An 18,949-nucleotide genomic window follows, 5' to 3' on the forward strand; every position below is an offset into this window, starting at 1 on the left:
AAGAAAATGCACTGCGAAACGGTGCATCTTCTATTTTATCATAGGAAGGTGAACGAAATGAGTATATTCAGTGCAACATCTTGTTTCAGGAGAAAGGCTTTGTTTGTGCTTACAAAGTGGTAAGCGGGCAGATGGGAAGCACTTTCAACAAGGTGTAGGAGTATGACAATCTTCTTTATAGAAGGAGGGGAACACAGATGCGTTGTTCTGTGCAAACCATGATCGTGCGGAGTTGGAACGTTCTGCTCTGTGCTATGCTGGCATGTGGGCTGCTCACCCTGAGCTTTGACGCCGGGACCGCTCACGCGTCGGAAGCTCCCGGGAAGAATGAGTGTGATCGAGCGCTTATACTGATCCCTGGTTATACTTTACACGAGCACGATTGCGTGGTCTATCAGAATACGATACTGAAAATGGAAGATGGCATGTTAGCCCTGTATGCTTCGGAAACCCAGGTATGGTATGCCCCTGTTATAACGAGAGATGGTTACGCAGTTATGCAGGGAGATGGCAATCTGGTTATCTATAGTGAGGGCGTTCCGGTCTGGGCCTCTCATACTGACGGCTATCCGGGCTCATGTCTGTTGCTCGGTGCGAATGGAACGATGGCAATTAGCAAGGGAAGTACGACTGTAGATGGTGGTGGTTGCTCCGCTGTTGACCTGATCTGGCGCACAAAGAGCTACACAGAGAACCCTGACGAGCTTCTGCACGAGTTTGTACCGTGCGAAGATATTCTGCTTACCGGTGAACTGGGTGATGTTCATGGCCTTGCCCCGGGTCAATGTCTCAGCACGCCGACAGGCGGAACGACGCTGGCTATGGAACAGAACGGGAACCTGTCTCTGTATCATGGAAAAGCGCTGATCTGGGAGAACAATAAGAGTGATCATAGGGAAAGCACCTTACAGATGCAGGGAGATGGCAATCTCGTTACCTATGACAGGTATGGCCAGCCTACCTGGGCTTCGGGATCGGCCTACTATCATGGCTCGTGTCTGAAAGTGGAAGAATGGACCATCGCCATTTACGCCCGCTCTCCGTCGGGTGGTGCGTGTGGTGACTCGGGCCAGAAGATCTGGGAACTCCAGACATCCCAATCGTGAGCGTAAGTTTCCTCCTTACCTATCACGGTTCTGTGTGCTGGAAGCGGGCGGTATCTTCCTCCCGCTTCCGGTTTTGACTTTTATCAACAGACGGATCGAGAAGGCTCTAGAAGCAGCGTGCGAATCGACAGCATTCCAGCGGAAGCGATCCGAAAGAGGATAGTGAAACTCCAAGTCCCTCCTTGTAGCCCCATTTCCAGCAAGAGCGATCCGAAAGAGGATATGAAAATTGCATTTGCTTCCAATGAACGATATAATGGCTCCTGATTGGTTGTTGGGGATCACGTGGGGATCATCGCTGGAAAGGGAACTCGCTATGCCGAAGAGAGCAAGCTATCTTGTGCGCTGGTCTGAAGAGCAGGAGGGCTACTATGTATTTGATCAGGAGGAGCATGCTGTCCTGCGCGTGGATGGTGCGCCCTGGTTTTCCTGGCTGAACACCCATACATCGTTTTCCTTTCGAGGGCAGCAGGGACAACTGAGCCTGCTGAAAGAGGCGCGTCCTCGTGGGGAAGGCTACTGGTATGCCTATCGCAGGCAGGGAAAACGCATGCGCAAGCAGTACCTCGGGCGAAGTAGTGAGCTGACGGCGGCGCGTTTAGAGGAGGTGGCGGCGCTTTTGAGTCAGGCATGTTCCCCAAATCTCCCTTCTGAAAGAAGCGAGCAACCACCGGCGCTGTTGCTATCGAAGTTCTGCTTCCCGCGTTTATCGCCCTCGCTTCTTGCCCGGCCCCGCCTGATGGAGCTGCTGCGGCAGGACAGCAAAGTCATACTGCTGGTTGCGCCTGCTGGTTTTGGAAAAACGGCGCTGGCTCGCCAGTGGATTGAGGCCCAGAGGCAGGAGACGCGGGTTGCGTGGCTCTCTCCTGGCCCGGAGGATGACGACCTGATCCACTTCTGGCGTTCTATGCTCACCTCCTGTGAATATATAGCGGGCAGGCCGGGCCATGCTGCGCGTCAGCAACTCCTTACCGAGCAGGCGTTTTTCTCCGAGTCCTTCCTGAAAAAGCTCCTCACCACGTTCCTGAACGATGTCGCGGCGCAGCGGGAGCACCTGCTACTTATTATTGACGATTATCATCTTATTACCTCCCCACAGGTTCATGAGACGCTGGCATATCTTATTGATGGCCTGCCGCCCACCATGCGGGTGATGCTGTTGAGCAGGGCTGAACCTGAACTCCCCCTTGCCCGCTGGCGAGCCCGAGGTGAGCTACAGGAGCTGCATTCGTCTGAGCTGCGCTTTTCGGCGGAGGAGCGAACAGCTTTCATGGAGCAGGCCGTTCCGGTGTCCCTCGCACGTGAGCAACTGGAGATGCTGGACAGGCGGCTTGAGGGCTGGCCGGCAGGTTTTCGGCTGCTGGCACTGGCCTTGCAAGGAAAACACGAGGTTCGGGAGATCGAGCAGGTGCTTGCCGGGTTCAGTGGCGGTCATCGCTATCTGCTGGACTATCTCACGCTTGAGGTGCTCTCATCGCTGCCAGAGGAGCGCCAGACCTTCTTGCTCTGTACCAGCCTGCTTGGTCGCATGACGGGCCCCTTGTGCGATGCCGTCACCGAATGTCGGGACAGTGAACAGATTCTCCGGGAGATGGAACGCTCAGGCTCCTTCTTGCAGGCGTTGGGTGGTGAGCCGCCGTGGTATCGCTACTGCTCTTTCTTTGCCGAGGCGCTTCAGACGCGAGCTCGTCAGCTTCTGAGCGAGGAAGAGATCCGCCGATACCTGTGGAGGGCCAGCGTGTGGTATGAACGAGAGAACATGCCCGGCGAAGCGGTCGAAACGGCGCTGGCTGCCAGGGCATGGGAACGGGCGGCGCTGTTGATGGAACGAATGCTCGCAGACGATGCCTGTTCTATGCTGCTGGATCGTGAGACGCTGTTGCGCTGGCAGAAGGCGCTGCCTGAGCCTGTCTTTGAGGCTCACCCGGGATTGTGCGTTCACTATGCCGCTGCACTGCTCATGACGCTCGATCGCAGGTCTTCGGCTGTGATGGCCCAGATCGAGGAGCCACTGACGCGGGCCGAGCGTATCTACGAAGAGCGGGGAGAGTGGGGAAAACTGGGTGAAGCGCTCTCCTGTCATGCTGAGGTTGCTCGCTGGCAGGGAAACCTTCCCCTGGCGCTTGATCTTGCCCGAAAAGCGCTCTCTTTCCCGCCGGAGCCGCCCATGCGCTGGCGAGGAGCCAGTGTTCTGATCGTCGTCAAGGGCGAGATGGAGGCGGGGAGGCCAGAGGAGGCGCGGCGCTTGCTTTTGCAGGGGTTGCAGCTTCTTGGTGTCTTCCATTTCCCGGGGTATAGCTTTCAGGGCGTTACCTTGCTTGGTGAAATGGCCTGGCTGCAAGGCAGGATACGGCAAGCCGAGCAGTACTATCAGCAGGTGCTTGCTTCAGCGCAGGAGAACCCGGTTGATCGGATACAGGCGCTACTCGGGGTGGCGAAGGTTTTCTACGAGTGGAACCGATTGGCGGAGGCGGAACGGTATGCCATGCAGGCGCTTGAGTTGGGGAGGGCTCAGGTTGATGCGCTGGGACCATACTTTGTGGAAACCGGGTTTCTTTTCCACGGTGAACTTCTGCTGGCGTGTTTGGCGCAGGCGCGAGGTGAGCTCTCGCGGGCACAGGAGATGTTGCAAAGACTGCTCGCCAGTGCGCAGGAGCGCCAACTTACCCCCTATTGCCGCATGGTGCTGGAACAACAGGTGAGGCTTTCTCTCGCCTCGGGCAACCTGACCTTCCTTGAGGATTGGCAGGCGCTCTCACAGGATACCGATGACGAGGCCACGCTGATGCAACGGGAACAGCATGACCTGCTTCGCGCTCGTATCCTGATCGCCCGGGGACAGAGCTCCGAGGCGCTTCATCTGCTTGAAGCCTGGCGAGAAGACGCGCACGCCTGGCGACGTATTCGCAGCGAGCTGGAAGTGCTGATGTTGCTGACGTTGGCCTATGCTGCCAGTGCACGCCTCGACCACGCGAAGCAGACGCTGAAAGCTGCTCTGATCCTTGCTCAACCGGAGGGTTTTCAACATCTCTTCCTGGAGAAAGGGGAGGTGCTGGCTGCTGTGCTGCGAGTGCTGTTTCTCGAGTTGCGTGAAGAGCCGCTTATGAGCTATGCGCGGGGCTTGCTGCTGGCTTTTGCGAACCGGAATGGCGAGCAACAGGCGGCTTCGGGCTCTCCTATGGCGTTGCTGTGGGGGCCTCTGACAGAAGCCGAACAGCGTGTGCTTGGTCTGCTTGCCGGAGGCTCTACCAACGCAGAGATTGCGGCGACGCTGGTGGTCTCGGTCAATACCGTGAAGACGCAGGTGCAGAGCATTTACCGCAAACTCAACGTGAAGAATCGGTGGGAAGCCAGTCAGGCCGCACATCGCTTGAACCTTCTCTAGTTCGTTGTACGCTTGCTATTGCTACGCTGCACATCGCTTCTCAGAATCACCCGCTCGATCACCCCGGAGAAGGATGAGCTCTCCCGAAGTGTGCTTTATATTACAGACATCCAGACCTGGATGCACTCAGAAGCTCAGGGGTGCGACTGCTGTTCTGGTGCAGCATCAGGTGATGGTGGATGAATGTTTCTCTATACAGAAAGCAAAGGATTGAAAAAGAGCTATGAATCAGGTGAGCGAGCGTGTGAAAACCTTCTTTGAAGGATTTAATCGAGCGAATAATTCGTTTGATCCTGAAGTCCGGGCGCCGTTTGTGCGTGATCTCTTTGTGGGAGCCAGTCCCGATGGGGTGATTCAGGCGATGAAGAAAGAAGACTATCTGGCAACGACCGCGAAGGCGCAAGAGTATCTCCATGCGCTTGGGTTCCAGTGGGTGCATGTCGTGCCCGAGGAAGAAATTCCGCTCTCTCCGCAGTATGTCCTGGTGAAGACACGAGGAACAATGCGGCTTGAGAGAACGCCGGGGCAGCAGATTGATCTGAGCCATGATGCATCCTATATCCTCTTTGTGGGCGAAGAGATGCCGCAGATTGTCTTGGCTCTCTCGCATGAGGACCCGATGAAAATGGCGCGCGATCAGTATGGTATTGATTTTGGAGAGCAAGCGTCCTGGGATGAGACTATCTAAAGGGGCTGAAAGCGCTGCTTCGATGGAAGAGGGAGGATGACACAGGGGCGCTCTTCTCTCTGAAGCCCAATGATACGTATGCTCCGTCAAAGCGTACGGGAGCGTCCGGCAAGAGCGTGACCCAGCTATGTCGCAGCGCTGGCTTTCTGGAAGAGGTGAGGCAAAAAGAGCCCTGATACGTTGGGTATCAGGGCTCCAAAAAGGGGTAACACTCAGATGGAGCGATCTATGAATCTGTCTGCTTCCGGTTGTCTGTTGGTCGATAACCGATTCTCTCTTTAAAACCGGCAACAAGCCGACCTTTGTAGAGAAGATCGATCGTGCGATCATAATACTCAGGCTTCAGGGCAGCAGCCTTAAAGGCCTCATGCGCTTCTTTTGCATCATTGCCGGTATAGATACACTCTTTCCCTGCACGTACCTCAAAGTCATTCTGTTGCTGCATTGCCCGCCTCCTTTTCGAAGTCCATTTCAACTTCAACGGGTGAGCGCTCACAGCTCATTGTGATGTACATCTGCCCGATTCGCTTGCGCCTGGTGAACTGTTTCAGCCACGAGATCAACTCATTGAGGTCATGAGGCTCGATCGTTTCGCCGTCGAGATCCACGCGTACCAACGTAGACCACTGCTTTTCCGGAATCCAGGGATAGCGTGTGTAGACATCTTTCGGGATCTCGTGATAGCGCAGCCACGCGAGATGATCGCGCACCAGCCGCCGCCACATCTTTTTGCGCTCAGGATCAGCCTCTTGCCTGTACGCGCTGATGGAGGAATGGAAGGCATCGACAGTGATCGAGACCGCTTGCTCTACAATGTGCATGAGATCGGTAAGGCGCAGGTTCATGAGTCGATACGCGCTCATAGTTCGTCTCCCTCCGCCTCTTCGGTCAGCTCGTAGCATTCCTTCTTGCCGTTAAAATGGATCCCGATGCACCGTTGCTCGAACCATTGTTTCTGGCGCTCAAGATCGTCAATGCTGTAACCACGAGGCCCGACACGCAGACGAAATGCTGTCAGCTCTTTCAGCTTGTCTTCGACTTCAGCGCGCGAGAGATGCGGACGAATCGGGATATCAACCTCATCAAGGGGAGAGGTGGCTTTTGTGAGCTCATTGAGCAGAGCAAGCAGGCGTTCCGCTCGCTCTTTCGGCATCGCCCCACCAGAAGCGCAAGAGAGGGCAGAGGTCAAATGCCGTTCTTGACAAGCCTCGAAGAGTGTACGGTAACGCACTCCACGCTCTATGATGAGTCTGAAGATGTTTATTCTCGTCTCTTGAGCTCCTTCTGTCATGAAAGCACTCTCCTTCTCCTGAAAGCGAAATTTTCACACAATCACATGTCGTTCCAGCGCGTAGTGATACGCGGGTGCGAGTCCCTGGTTTTCAAACCATCGCTCCAGCGCTCGATACGCATCTAAGGCTTTCTTTCTCCGTGTTTGCAGCCATTGTTGTCGCAAAGCGTCCAACTGCCTGAGCTTGCCTTCAAGATCCTGCTCTGCAAGCGGGGGTCTGAGCGCTATTTCGACCTCATCAAGCTGGTAGTGGGTATGGGCCAGCTCATTAAAAGCCGCGAGGATGATGTCCGCAGCTTCACGCGGGATCGCCGCGCCCGACACACACGCGAGGTAGGAGGCACGCAGCCCCCGCGCCTCACATGCATGCTGTAACTCGTGATGAAAGATGTTGTGCCTTATTCGCAGTTCGTACAGCGTTGGTTTTCGTCCCTGCATACAACACCATCCTCTTGAGGCAACCGCAGCCACGCCGGTATCAGATCCAGTTTGAGGCAGAGAGCCGCCACCAGCATATCAGTCGCCTCTTTTCCTCTTTTCCGATCAAGCGATGCAACCAGAGCTCGTAAGCGCTCTTGAGATTGTGCCATCTGGTTTTGAAGGTCACGAAGTGAGACACACGTCAGATAGACTTGTTCCATCAAGAAGTCAATTTCCGTTTTTTGCATGTGCTAGCCTCCATGCTTGACTATGCCTACTCGAGGGCAATCCAAAGACACCAGCATCGTGCCGTCGTGTCGAGGTAGACAGGGACGCCATGTGACTGTAACCATTCTTTGTGTCTGGCTACGCGATTCACTGCTGACTGATAGAGCAGTGGGTTCCACGCCCCGTTATCGACCTCGCGTTGTGCTCGATTTAGCGCCTGTACGTGATAGACAACCTGAGAATACAGAGGACCAGCAGGCCCTTGTTTCAGCCGCTCGACAAAGCGCCGCACCGCCTCCACATGGTTCACCCCTTTCTCGTCTTTAGGGGGATGTGTCATCATATATCTGAGATAGCCAACTAAAACAATTTTTGCTTCAACTATCTCTTCTTGAGAAAACTTGAATACAAACATATTTGTCTCATCTTGTGTATTCATTGTATCCCCTACGTTTCATCATCATAACGTCGTTTGCCTGTTAACTTGTGAAGTAACGCTTACCAGCAGGCATAGAATAATGTTTTGATGCTTATACTACCAAAATAACATAGGATAAGTGAGAAGAAGGTAAAATTTGCAATGAGGAAAGAAGAAATTTTACCTGTGACTGGACAGATATATATCTTTTTCTTATACTGATAGATAGGAAGTATATTAATTAAGTTCGCTTGCTTATTCTGATTTAATGGAGAAAGTAGGGTGGAAGCATCTGATGTTACATTTCATTTCGGAAAAGAAATGAAAAAGCGCAGGCTTGCTAAGGGATGGAGCAAGGAAGAATTTGCTGAGCTCTATGCGAAAGCTCTAGGCAAACCTGAGCCCCTCAATGTTAAAGCCATAGAAGCCTTAGAGAGAAGTGAGGTAGGACCAGTGTCACCAAATCGACGCGAAATCATTGCATTTCTGTTGGATATGCCTTTAGCTGGTATGCTGTTGAATGAAACGTCAATTTTTGTGCCGAATATTCAGACGCGAAAGCGCTTAGATATTGATGAAAGTATGGAGGCTTTGAAAAAATATTGGGAACAGCACCTTAAGAGTACCTCTGCACATCTATTAGATGAAATTGATGATAGAATAATAGATATAGAGAAAGAGATACCTTATGCTATTAATATGCAAGATAGGAGAGTATTGCAGGAAATTTTGTATAAGTATCATATCGTTATATCTTGCATACTTGATGGAGAATATGAGCATGACAAGGCTATATCCCATTTAACCAAAGCTATAGTTTTATCAAGAAAACTGAAGGATGAAACGCTAGAATCTGCTGCTCTTTATAGACTTGGCAACATTTATCTCGTTGCGGGCAGGATAGATAATGCAACAACCACCTATAGCCAGGCTCTTCACCTGGCAAGAGATACGCAGGTAAACGGAGCCTTACTATTGAAGAGAGGGTTAGCGGATTCTGTACTTGCTGGCAGAACAAAAGAGAATCGCGATCGCTTGAATGCGCAGGTTGTGCAAACCATTGAGAACGGGGGAGAGATCGCAAAGCAAAAGTTTGACTATGACGAGCACTTTCTGAAACTCAATAAGGAAAGATACCACTTAGATAAAGCTGCCGCGCTTATCAATATCGGATATTATCAAGAGGCAATAAATGAGATATTCGCTATCCGTCAAGAGTCGAATTCAGAATGCAGGAATGCATATAGTACGATGCTTCTTGGGAAAGCATATTTTGGGTTAAATAATTATACACTTGCAGCAAGCATGGCTCTAGATTCGTTGCCTGTATTTAAAAGAATACATTCAAAAGTGAATGTTTATAGAATAGCGAGGTTGTACAGAGAACTAAAGGAGAGCCCAGCAGCAAACAAAGTTGAAGTAGCTGAATTAGGTCTGGAACTGTGGAAGTATGATCCCAAACTCGTGAGGAGATAAATGTTTCCACTCATAACCCATTCTATCAATATTAAGGGAGAAAAGGAAATACTTGTTTCTGGTTATGTGGATAGGTATTTGCATACTGTCCACTATATTGTAAACAATCCCCATGTAAGTGGAATGGAAGAGTACTTCATACTGCTAGTGTATAGAAAGGATGGATCAAGAGAAACGTATCTTATCTCACCTGGTCAGATATTCGATGAAACAAAGCGCTATACCTATTTGTATGAAAAAGTATCTCCTGGAGTAAGCAGCGATACAGATAGAGAAATACGCTTTTGGTATGGAATCACCAGAGATGGAGCTATTGAAGATACTTTTTGAGGTAAAAGGGGAAAGCAAACAATATCTCTTATAAAAGAGACAGGAAAAGGAATTGAGCAGAGATCGTATGTAAAGGACACGTCTTGCCCTCTTGTTTAGCAGGCGTAAAGGGAGTTTGGGAGGGAAGAATATGTCACAAGAGTTTGAAAAGTATCCATCCACACCGTTAGCAAGAGAATTGAGACAATATAGAATACTGCATAACCTAAAACGAACGGAATTAGCGGCAAATTTAAATGTAGATGTAAAAACAGTTGGGCGTTGGGAGCGGGAAGAAATTATTCTTTCCGATATAAGAGAGCTGCGGCGTATCGCCAGTATACTTGGTATTGATGCCGAACGGTTAGGGGTTGCCTCAAGCTTTTTTCTGACTGCCGAGCAGGCGGATGAGGTAATACAACATGTGTGGTTGCTGGTTAAACAATCCAGATACTTTGAAGCAAAGCCTGTCGTTGAAAAGCTCATTGGCGATCTTTCTGTACAAGTACGTTCAGGCGATCATGATATGCTTTACCGTCTGGCGAAAGCTCATCAGGCTGCTGGCCATATTACGGCGATCATGTATAGAACCAGTGAGACGAATATAGCTCTTTATCACTATCGCGAGATGGAGCTAGCAGCAAGGCAATTACAGGATCAGACGTTGCTCAATGTGGCGCTCACCTACGAGGGAGATATGTATAGAAGAAAAGGGAACTTAAGCGATGCTGTTGCCTATTTAGAGGCGGCACGTGATGAGGCTCCCGAGGCTAATAATGCTGCGAAGGGCAACGGCATCCAGCTTTTAGGGAGAGCCTATGTACAGGCCGGAAATGTAAAGGGCTTTGAACAGGCTATGGCAGAGGCAGAAGAACGAGCTGCACAGGGAACAGAAGATGAAATTGAAAATACCATCCATGGCTTATATAGTCTTGGAACGGTATACGAAGATTACAATAGATCATATACGCTGCTAAATAATACAAAAAAGGCATTTGATTACCTTGAGCTTGCAGAAAAAACGCTGCCCGACACGGTACACTGGCAAACGTTGCTTAAGACCGCTCAGGCAGCCACATTAGTTCAAAGTGGAGAAATCACCGCTGGTATAGAGATTGCAATAGAAGCGGCTGAGCTCTGTAAAAAACATGGTACCCTTCGGCTGTTGGAACGAGTGTATACAATCCAAAACATTGTAGAACGAATGACAAGGGATATTAATAGAGCAAACATGCAGCTTCGTGATGTGCTTCATGGACCGATAGAATACTTATAGGCCGGATAAAGCGGTATAGATAGGTAGATAGAAGACCTGCATATGTTGCTGAATGCTTAAAAGGAATGTATGGAACCGAAAAACGAGGTAATACGACAGCGGAGAGAGGCATTACGACATACAGCCTTATTGCCTCAAACATTTGTCATACAGCAGCCATCAGAGGAGCTATTGCACCACTATGCGTCTGCAATCCGAGCATGTGCGATGCTCAGTGAAGATGGCTGGCCCGAAGACATGGTGTTTGCATCCGAAAAGCTACATGCGTACTTATCAATTCTTCAGTCAATTGTTGACATCTCTCCTCAATTCAGGAAACAAGCGGCAACGTTGATCTCTCAAATTTACCAGCTCCAGCAGCGCCTGTCATACCATCTACAAAGCATCAAGCAAGCACGAGAATACTCGGAAAAAGCTGTCCTCTATGGAAAAGAAGGACAAGACCCTACCACGCTCACAATGGCATTGCGTGAACTGGCGTCGGTCTATGAGTGGCCTCAAGATATTCCTCTTCAGAAGAGGCGCAAACTTGCGCTGCTTACAGCACAAGAAGCGGTATATACTATGTCACAGCCAGGCGTAGTGGTGCCTGCTCTCGTGCGTTCCTGGGCGCTCATCGGTCTGGCAAAGTTCCAGGCACTCAACGGTCAGAAACAGGAGGTAATACGTTCAGTTCGAGAGGCGCAAGAAGCATTCGCTCAGGCCACTCCTGATGAAGACATGCCTGGTTTTCATCTCGATCATGCGAATCTGGTCAGGCAAGAAGCAATTGCCCGTGCATACACAGGCGCACAGGATGAAGCACTCTCGCTCTTCGCACAGCTCATAGATATTGAGAGCGAGCATGCTCCAATGAGAGAGAAAATGTCTCCTCGTACCCATATGGGACTTCTCAGCGAGGTAACCTTTGCATCCCTCAAACTCCCGTCGCAACAAAAGGACAAAGAACTCTCTATTCGGCTCTGGCAAGCTGAACTAGAGATAGCAAAGAAATTGAAAAGCGAAACGTACTTGAACGAAGCGTACATTGCATATCGGGTTATGGAAAGCCTATGGCCTGATGATCCGATAGTATGTGATCTGCGAGATTTGCTTGTATAAACCTTAGCGAATCAAATATGCCGTTATGTGAAACACTGCCTGCTCAGTAGAAGAGAGAGGTAGCATAAGACTCACGTTTCTACGGAAGAGCTATCGGGAAGCTGCCCGGTGGCTCTTTTTGAGCGTGACAGCAGGAGGGTGATGGAGGCGAGCAGGCTGCTTTTGCGCAAGCCAGCGCTCTCTTAGACTATTTCTAGACCATTTCAGGAGTGCATTTTGTTTTCTTGCCGAGAAGAGCCAGCAACAAAAGTGGATATGTGCTATAATGTAATTAGGAGGGAAAGAAGCAGAATGCTTGAGGTGAAGTGGTGAGGGAAGAGAAGAGGATCCCCGGTGTACTTGTTGCTTTCCTTTTGCCTATGAGAGTGGAGACATGCCTGTTTTCGCTTGTTTCTATAGCTAGAGGAAAAGGTATTTGGCCGTTTCCACGAGAAAGCAAGGCGCGTATGAATCAGAACATACTGCAAAATATCACATTACAGCCTGAGCGCCTCTTAACAACGCTTGAAAGGATCCTTGCTATCCAGGCGATCCAGCTCAAACCTGCGTTGCATCAGGCTGCACAATTGATCGGTGAGGCTCTGAATGCGGAAAAAGTAGATGTGTTCTTTTATGAAGCAGAGACACGCAGCCTCTTTACCGCTGAGTCAAATGATTCGCCCATGAGTCAGCGGCAGCGGCGCCTCGGCCTTGATCGGTATCCTATTGCCAACCGCGGGCGCACAGTTGAGGTTTTTCTTACCGGGAAATCCTTTCGGGATGGACGTGTTGATCAAGATGAGGCGGAACTGCTCGGTGTTCGTACACCGCCACCAGAAGGAATGGGGGCCGTCTCTCAAATTATTGCTCGTATCGAAAAGGAAGGAAAGCCTGAAGGCGTGTTGATGGCTGCTTCAAGCGAGCCCGACTTTTTTACAGACCTCGATCTGCTTTTTCTGGAAGCAACCGCTCGCTGGCTTGGTGTTATTGCCCATCGGGCCGAGCTGGTGGAACAGCAGACCCAGGAAGCAATTGAGCGAGGGCGACACCGGGGTGCGGAAGAACTGCTGACGGTGATGGCCCATGACCTCAAAAACTATCTGACGCCGCTCAAAACCAGACTTGAGATGATACATCGCCGGATGAAGAAGGCCGGTCAGGAAAAAGATCTTCGAGATATTCAGGCAGCGCTTACAACCATGTATCGCCTTGAGCGTCTGGTTGAGCGTTTGCTTGATGTTGCTCGTCTGGATCAGGGGCTGTTTGCGCTCAACCTGCAACGATTTAATGGTATGGAGATGCTACAGGAGACGGCGGTTGCTTTCAGCACGGCAGAAACGCCGATCCACATCGACGGCCCGGAACAGGTGCTCCTTTTCGCTGATCCTGATCGTATCCAGCAGATCATAGAAAATTTGCTCGCAAATGCCGTCAAGCATGTGGCGGATCATACACCTGTGCTCGTGAAGGTAGGGCGTGAGAAGCGTGATGGGGGCATGTGGGTCCATATCTCGGTGCATAATGATGGCCCTCCCATTTCATCGGCGCTCCTGACCCACCTCTTTCAACCCTTCGTTACCGGGGCTCGCTCGCAAGGGTTGGGCCTGGGGCTCTATCTGGCACGAAAGATCGCCCATGCGCATCATGGCACGTTGAACGTGACCTCGAAGGAAGGTGACGGGACGGAATTTCTGCTCTCGTTGCCTGAGAAGACGTAAATACATGAAGGTTGTCCTGTACCTCTTATCACTTCTCTTATAGAGAATGTGGCATGTTGCAGCGTCGAACTGGAAAAGAGGCTACCCTGTGGCAGGGGTGGCCTCTTCTTTCTGTATGGATTGCTCGTTCTCTGGCTTCGGGGGCCCGACGAACGCAGAGATTGGATCTTTGAAGAGGATGGCGCGTTGATAGGAACTTTCGAGCTTGTCGTGCAGGATCATCGGCAGAAACCGCGCCGTAACCTTGCCTGTCCTGGCTCTTTCGTGATATAGTGTCTGCAATAACCTCGAAAGGGAAATGAAACTCATGATTTCGCCAGTGTGCTAGAGAACATCAGTCAGGAACATGCTTTTCCGTCAACGGCCTGAATGCATTGTCCTTCAGGTCTTAGCTGATGATTATCTTTTCTCGAAGCAAGGATGTTGCCTTTGTGGAGAGAAGAAGCACAGATACAAGGGTTGAAAATGAGTTCACTTTCTCAGCAAGAGCTGCTTCGTCAGGTATTGAACGAGCAGCAAGAGCGCATATGCCAGATGTTCCCGCAGCACAGGGAACGCGCACTCGTCGCGTTGACACGGGCGAATGATTGGCGCTTTCTCTCCTCCCTGAATGATCCATTGCCTGCTGCTCCTCCGCTGTTCCCTTCTGGCTGGCTGAAGGCGCTGCTGCTCTGTTTTGACACCACTACTATACATGCCCGGGATGAGAGTATCCAGGATATCCGGGCCGATCAGATATTGTCCGCATGCGATCAGGTGACGGCCGGGGAACAGGTACTTGCCTTTTGTGAGTCCGGCTTTATGCGCATGCAGCAGGGCGGGCAGGCTGATTTCTCTGTCTGGATCGCCAGCAAAAAGAAGCCCACAGAATGGGTAGAGCGCGAAGACATTGAAGGGTGGACGAGTGCACTTGCTCGATTATACAGGCATGAGCTTCAGCAACTGGCACAGGAAAAAGAGTTGCTTCAGCAGCAGCTCAACGAATTTGCCAGCCACTGGCAAGCAGAGACGATCGCGTATCGCACGACGCCGGAGATTGATGCCTATTATACCCGGGTAGGGATGGTTCACGGCAAGATCCTGGCCTATCACTTTCCGTATGCGGGTCAAACGGTGATCGGGGACTGTACGGCTCAATTGTATCGGGAGGTTCTGGCGACGCTTATCGGTTTTGCACTGAAGCATATTGATCTCTGTAAAGCATGGGTCGGGCGGCATCCCGCTTTCCCTTTGAGAGCCCTGCTGGCGCCCGTCCTTGAGGTAGATGCACTGATTGCGGCGCTCTCCGAGGTGCTCGATGCCGATCGGAAGAGTATCGGTCATGCTGTAGAGGTTTTGAGCCTCTCTCATGAGAATGTTGCCTATCACTGCTCTGTAGCGGGTGCGCCGACTCCTCCGTTGCTCCGGTTGAATGAGCGAGCACTGACCTGGTCATTGATGGGGCTCCTGAGCATGCCCTGCTTCTTTCTGATGCGGGAACTGAGGCGGCTGCACTCCTATGAGTATCAGCGAGCATCGTCTGTGCTTGAAGAAAGCTTTCGTCAGGATGTCTATCGCCTTTTCTCGGACAGGCGCTTTGAGAGAAGCGACAGAAGTATTGCGCTGAAAGATAAGCAGGGGCGGCTTATCACCGATGTCGATGCAATGATCTTTGATCGGAAGACGGGCGCTCTGGCCCTGTTTGAACTCAAGTCTCAGGACCCCTTTGCCTATTCGCCGCAGGAGCGCATAAGGCAGCAGGCCTACTTTTATAATGCGAGGAAGCAGGTCCTTGCCTGTGCGCAATGGCTGAAGCAAAATGGAGCCAGCACATTGCTCACCCGGCTGGAATCCAGGCAGGTGAAGCGCTTGAAGGTCCACAAAGTCTTTCTCTTTGTGCTCGGGCGCTATCTTGCGCACTTCTTTGATGGGCCTGTGTTTGACCAGAACGCTGCATGGGGGACATGGCCGCAGGTGCTGCGCCTGACACATGCGGAGCCCTTCAGCGCCGATGCCACGCATCCTATTCAATCGCTCTACACCAGATTGAGAAAAGATGCTCCGTTGACGCTCTCGAACCCGGCTTTTGAGCTCCTGGAAGTCACGATAGGGGAGCGGTGTATGCGCATCTATCCAGACTTCCAGGCATACAGGACGCATCTTCAAGAGCGTACGAGTGGAAGGGCATAGCGGGGGACTCGCAGCCTTTTGCGCCCCGGTGAGGCCTTGCCTGTTACGCCTCTCAATTCCAGGAGTGGATGCAGCATATGTGTCCACTCCTGCAATCCTCACATGTGGAGCATAGGCCTGACTGACGAAGCGCGCGCGTGAAGTGCTTCAGGCCACGGCAAGCGAAGCAAAGAGATTGCCACGGTAGCCGCGTGCACACGGTTGGCAGACATCGCACTGGCATGAAGCTCGTTATCTGGCTTCGCGTGCCTGTCGGGTACAGAACAGGTCGGTTCCGGTCGCGTCCTGGTGTGGCCCGAACAGGCTGTTGCTTCAGCTCTCCTCCGCCTGCTGTGCCATCCGGGTGATGTTTCGCCTTGTCACAGAGGCTGACAGGACCAGCGAGGTTGTTAACATACCATATACCGAAATGCGCTCAATCAATGTTTCCAGGTGTTCCATTGAGGCGGCCATGACTTTGAGAATCATGGCATCGCTTCCTGTGATACGATAACATTCGAGCACTTCGGGAATATCCTTTGCAAACGTTGCAAAGCGTGAATAGCGTTCTCCTGCATGAACCTGCATACGGATAAAGGCGGTCAGCGCAAAACCGAGCTTTGCCCGATTGATTTCCGCATGATAGCCACTGATAATCCCTGCATCTTCCATTTTGCGTATGCGTTCCGCGACCGCCGGGGATGTCAGTCCCACGCGTTGCCCCAGTTCACTGTACGAAAGCCGTGCGTTTTCCTGGAGGGCGTGTAACAGCTTCCAGCCAATCGGGTCAAGGAGTTTTTCAATTTCTAAAGCCATCAAGATGTTTCCCTTTATGATGCAAAGTCCTTTACGAAAAAAGCTTTCTCTTTCCTCTGTAGTATAACAAACATGCCCGATATAATTGAAGCATATTCAGGAATGTTGTGTACGAAAGAGAGGTAACAGGAGAAACGATGGGAATGTATCTTGTACAGGGTCTTTTGCTCGGGCTTACCGCTGGCCTGAGCCCCGGTCCTTTGCTTGGCCTGCTCCTGAGTCAAACGTTGCGCCGGGGATGGCGTGCGGGAATGATCGTCGCGCTGGCTCCGCTCGTCACTGATGCGGCGATTGTTGCGCTTGCGCTGCTTGTCCTGGGTCATCTGCCCCCGTGGGCGCTGCATCTGGTCTCGCTTCTCGGGGGGCTGGTGGTCATCTATCTCGGAATAGAGTCAATGCGAACGGTGAAGCTCCAAATACCGGGCAGTGTCAAAGAAGATACCTCTCGGCGCGTGCTTTTCCTGGCGATTATCACGAACCTGCTGAATCCACACCCCTACATTTTCTGGGCAACGGTTGGCGGATCTCTGCTCTTTCGGAGCTTTCTCGAGGGGGGCTTGCTGGTATCCTGTGCCTTCACTTTGAGTCTCTACGCGATGATTATCGGCACGAAGATGATGCTGGCATTGCTTATCAGCCGGGGACAAAAAGTGCTGACCGAGTCCTGGTATCGCCTGGCTTTACGCGGAAGCGGGCTCTTTCTTCTGCTGCTTGGAGCCCTGCTTGTGTGGGAGGGATTGCAGGCATTGTGGCGCTAGCTGCATTGATGTTGATGAATGCGTAGAAACGAGAACATGTGCCTGTCGCTGCGTTGGCACTCCCCATGTCTGAAGCCAGGCAATGTGAAGGGAGTGGGGCTATTCGCTAGCTACTGCTCCCTTGCCATATATACCCAACTCAACGCCTAAATTCCGTATGTACGGATTAGTTGGGTCAAGCTTATTGAGTATGAAATAAAGCGATTTTACCTCTTCTACTCCCTGCATCGAATACTTTTCCCTCGCTGCTTTCAATGCGGTTTTTGCTGACTTTGCGCTCTCATCGAACTCTCTTGCGATAAGAAACCATTTTGCCTCTGTGATTGGGAGATACATCCCTTTCGGGTGATGCTGCATTTCGAGGTATTTTTCTGCTGCATAATACTATTGATAGTGCCCAACTTCATACGCTTTATGATTGAATTTCTGAAGCCATAATTCAACATAGCCCACTTTGAGACGTTGAAATGGGAGATCTTCGAGAAATGATGAGATGCGTTGGTGTGCAAGGGGAAGCTCAGCGGTGCTTTCACATTGTATTTCTATCTCCAGAAAGTCACCAAGCTCTTCTACATGATCGATGCTGATCTTCATTGCCTGGTAGGTGTAGATCTGTCGCGTATTTCGAATCGTTGCAAGAGGAGATAAGGCATTTCGGGCTATAGCCTCTTCAATGGTTGATGCTGGTTGCCAATCGGGAAGAAACGATGTGAAGAGATTGTTCCATGATGCATTCATATCTGCTAGAAAGAATGTATGTTCTGTGCTTTGTATGTGGCTTCGATCTTTGTGCTCATTAAACTTGAATTCAAGAACATGTTGATTACGAATGCGAACAAAAACAGCTTGACGTAATAAATCCCAATTGGCAGTATCATAATAGATATCAGTGTTTTGTATGGTTTTTGGTGCGCTCGACGTTTGCAGCTTATAGTGGACTGTATTCAGCATTTCCGGAGTCAGTCGCCCTTTATATTCTACTTCGATCATATTTATATCTCTTTCTGGCGCAGCTTCGGTGCAATGCGCATTGCTTCTACTGATGACAAAAAGACACTGCCACCCCTTTGCCTGATAAAAGAAGCGAGTTCTGAAACGAGGCTCTCATCTTCGTATCGGGTCCATTGTGGTGTGTGGGGAGACCATGAAACAGTAACTTTTCGATGAGGCACATGCTCAAGCGATCCTTTGGGCATAAAACGAATAAAACGCCCATCATCATCTGCGTAAAGCGGACCAAGAATAAAGCCGTTTGTTCCTGCCTGGATGCCTGCATCTATGAGCTGAGGATATTCAGCGCGTACGTGTGGGAGCATAGGGCGTACTGCAATAAAGGCTGGTATACCCAGTTCTCTCAGGTTAGAAAGAGACCGAAGCCGTTCGTGAGGGAGTGGGGTATGTGGTTCAATTTGGGCGGCACTAGACCAGCAAGAGAGCGAGATGAGGGCACTTAACGTTGCCTGCTTGTTGTAAAGATAACGGTCGAGATCTGCTAATGCATCAAGCGTGGGTTGATCGAGTGCTGCTTTGGTACTAAAGCAAATATCTTTACCGAGGGTGGCTAAGTGCTGGAGCATAAATATGCCTCGCTCTGGACGTGCGAACGGATCACCGTCATAGCCAAATTGGATCACGTCAAAGGCATGCTCACTTGCGAATTCTTTGAGCTCATTGACGATATCAAGCGGCTCTATGCGTGCCGGACCGATTTCCCCTCCACGTGTGTAGCAATATCGACACCCGAAGCGACATGGCTGCCCCACGGGGACAAGAACTCTTCCTTTTTCAACTTTGAATCGCATCACTTTTGTGCCTTTTTGCATGGATACCTC

At 51.0% G+C, this 18,949-nt stretch carries 21 protein-coding genes; 11 read left to right on the forward strand and 10 right to left on the reverse strand.

The genetic code is table 11. The features are described 5' to 3' along the window. Positions 1–197: 197 nt before the first annotated feature. The 3 genes from KTH_RS08700 to KTH_RS08710 all read left to right on the forward strand — a co-directional run bounded on the left by KTH_RS08700 (position 198) and on the right by KTH_RS08710 (position 5,179). Positions 198–1,106, forward strand: a complete 909-nt coding sequence (locus KTH_RS08700; RefSeq protein ID WP_497617882.1) for a hypothetical protein — start codon at positions 198–200, stop codon at positions 1,104–1,106. Positions 1,107–1,350: 244 nt separating this feature from the next. Then, a complete protein-coding gene (locus tag KTH_RS08705; RefSeq protein ID WP_497617884.1) occupies positions 1,351–4,491 on the forward strand; it encodes a winged helix-turn-helix domain-containing protein in 3,141 nt (1,046 codons plus the stop codon). Positions 4,492–4,714: 223 nt separating this feature from the next. Beyond that, positions 4,715–5,179 (forward strand): hypothetical protein, encoded by a 465-nt coding sequence (locus KTH_RS08710; RefSeq protein WP_497617886.1) that lies wholly within the window; start codon positions 4,715–4,717, stop codon positions 5,177–5,179. A gap of 226 nt (positions 5,180–5,405) precedes the next feature. Here the strand turns inward: KTH_RS08710 and KTH_RS08715 are convergent, their stop codons facing one another. From KTH_RS08715 to KTH_RS08740, 6 genes are read right to left on the reverse strand one after another with little or no spacing between them, the layout of a single operon-like run. Beyond that, the gene (locus KTH_RS08715) at positions 5,406–5,624 is read right to left on the reverse strand and encodes a hypothetical protein (RefSeq protein WP_497617889.1); all 219 of its coding nucleotides are present in this window, start codon (positions 5,622–5,624) and stop codon (positions 5,406–5,408) included. Further along, complete coding sequence (locus tag KTH_RS08720) at positions 5,608–6,042, reverse strand: hypothetical protein (RefSeq protein WP_497617891.1); 435 nt, start codon at positions 6,040–6,042, stop codon at positions 5,608–5,610. Before KTH_RS08720 ends, KTH_RS08715 begins: the two co-directional genes overlap by 17 nt. Continuing rightward, the gene (locus KTH_RS08725) at positions 6,039–6,470 is read right to left on the reverse strand and encodes a hypothetical protein (protein WP_497617893.1); all 432 of its coding nucleotides are present in this window, start codon (positions 6,468–6,470) and stop codon (positions 6,039–6,041) included. Before KTH_RS08725 ends, KTH_RS08720 begins: the two co-directional genes overlap by 4 nt. 33 nt (positions 6,471–6,503) lie before the next feature. Further along, entirely contained in the window at positions 6,504–6,908 is a 405-nt protein-coding gene (locus KTH_RS08730) for a hypothetical protein (RefSeq protein WP_497617895.1), read from the reverse strand. Beyond that, the gene (locus KTH_RS08735) at positions 6,869–7,138 is read right to left on the reverse strand and encodes a hypothetical protein (RefSeq protein WP_497617897.1); all 270 of its coding nucleotides are present in this window, start codon (positions 7,136–7,138) and stop codon (positions 6,869–6,871) included. The genes KTH_RS08730 and KTH_RS08735 overlap by 40 nt, the downstream gene beginning before the upstream one ends. Positions 7,139–7,164: 26 nt before the next feature. After that, entirely contained in the window at positions 7,165–7,461 is a 297-nt protein-coding gene (locus KTH_RS08740; protein WP_497617899.1) for a hypothetical protein, read from the reverse strand. A 357-nt stretch (positions 7,462–7,818) separates the two neighbouring features. On the opposite strand from KTH_RS08740, the gene KTH_RS08745 reads away from it, so the two are divergent. The 7 genes from KTH_RS08745 (at position 7,819) to KTH_RS08775 (ending at position 15,564) form a co-directional block, all read left to right on the forward strand. Next, complete coding sequence (locus KTH_RS08745; RefSeq protein WP_497617900.1) at positions 7,819–9,012, forward strand: hypothetical protein; 1,194 nt, start codon at positions 7,819–7,821, stop codon at positions 9,010–9,012. Next, complete coding sequence (locus KTH_RS08750; RefSeq protein WP_497617902.1) at positions 9,013–9,342, forward strand: hypothetical protein; 330 nt, start codon at positions 9,013–9,015, stop codon at positions 9,340–9,342. A gap of 130 nt (positions 9,343–9,472) precedes the next feature. Beyond that, positions 9,473–10,597 (forward strand): helix-turn-helix domain-containing protein, encoded by a 1,125-nt coding sequence (locus KTH_RS08755; protein ID WP_497617904.1) that lies wholly within the window; start codon positions 9,473–9,475, stop codon positions 10,595–10,597. 69 nt (positions 10,598–10,666) lie between these two features. Next, entirely contained in the window at positions 10,667–11,698 is a 1,032-nt protein-coding gene (locus KTH_RS08760; RefSeq protein WP_497617906.1) for a hypothetical protein, read from the forward strand. Positions 11,699–12,144: 446 nt separating this feature from the next. Next, positions 12,145–13,395, forward strand: a complete 1,251-nt coding sequence (locus tag KTH_RS08765; protein ID WP_497617908.1) for a GAF domain-containing sensor histidine kinase — start codon at positions 12,145–12,147, stop codon at positions 13,393–13,395. Between the two features lie 48 nt (positions 13,396–13,443). Next, positions 13,444–13,668, forward strand: coding sequence for a hypothetical protein (locus KTH_RS08770; RefSeq protein WP_497617910.1), 225 nt, complete (start codon positions 13,444–13,446; stop codon positions 13,666–13,668). Between the two features lie 192 nt (positions 13,669–13,860). Beyond that, complete coding sequence (locus KTH_RS08775) at positions 13,861–15,564, forward strand: hypothetical protein (RefSeq protein WP_497617911.1); 1,704 nt, start codon at positions 13,861–13,863, stop codon at positions 15,562–15,564. A 312-nt stretch (positions 15,565–15,876) separates the two neighbouring features. Here KTH_RS08775 and KTH_RS08780 read toward each other — a convergent pair whose 3' ends face one another. Further along, the gene (locus KTH_RS08780) at positions 15,877–16,359 is read right to left on the reverse strand and encodes an Lrp/AsnC family transcriptional regulator (RefSeq protein ID WP_497617913.1); all 483 of its coding nucleotides are present in this window, start codon (positions 16,357–16,359) and stop codon (positions 15,877–15,879) included. 143 nt (positions 16,360–16,502) lie between these two features. On the opposite strand from KTH_RS08780, the gene KTH_RS08785 reads away from it, so the two are divergent. Further along, positions 16,503–17,117 (forward strand): LysE family translocator, encoded by a 615-nt coding sequence (locus KTH_RS08785; protein ID WP_497617915.1) that lies wholly within the window; start codon positions 16,503–16,505, stop codon positions 17,115–17,117. Between the two features lie 99 nt (positions 17,118–17,216). On the opposite strand, the gene KTH_RS08790 is transcribed toward KTH_RS08785, so the two are convergent. Genes KTH_RS08790 through KTH_RS08800 form a run of 3 tightly spaced genes read right to left on the reverse strand, consistent with a single transcriptional unit; the run spans position 17,217 to position 18,880 of the window. Further along, the gene (locus KTH_RS08790) at positions 17,217–17,474 is read right to left on the reverse strand and encodes a hypothetical protein (RefSeq protein ID WP_497617916.1); all 258 of its coding nucleotides are present in this window, start codon (positions 17,472–17,474) and stop codon (positions 17,217–17,219) included. Between the two features lie 27 nt (positions 17,475–17,501). Continuing rightward, a complete protein-coding gene (locus KTH_RS08795; protein ID WP_497617918.1) occupies positions 17,502–18,107 on the reverse strand; it encodes a CYTH domain-containing protein in 606 nt (201 codons plus the stop codon). A 2-nt stretch (positions 18,108–18,109) separates the two neighbouring features. Continuing rightward, positions 18,110–18,880 (reverse strand): radical SAM protein, encoded by a 771-nt coding sequence (locus tag KTH_RS08800; RefSeq protein WP_497617920.1) that lies wholly within the window; start codon positions 18,878–18,880, stop codon positions 18,110–18,112. Positions 18,881–18,949: the final 69 nt, after the last annotated feature.

Source organism: Thermosporothrix sp. COM3 (genome assembly GCF_059696735.1).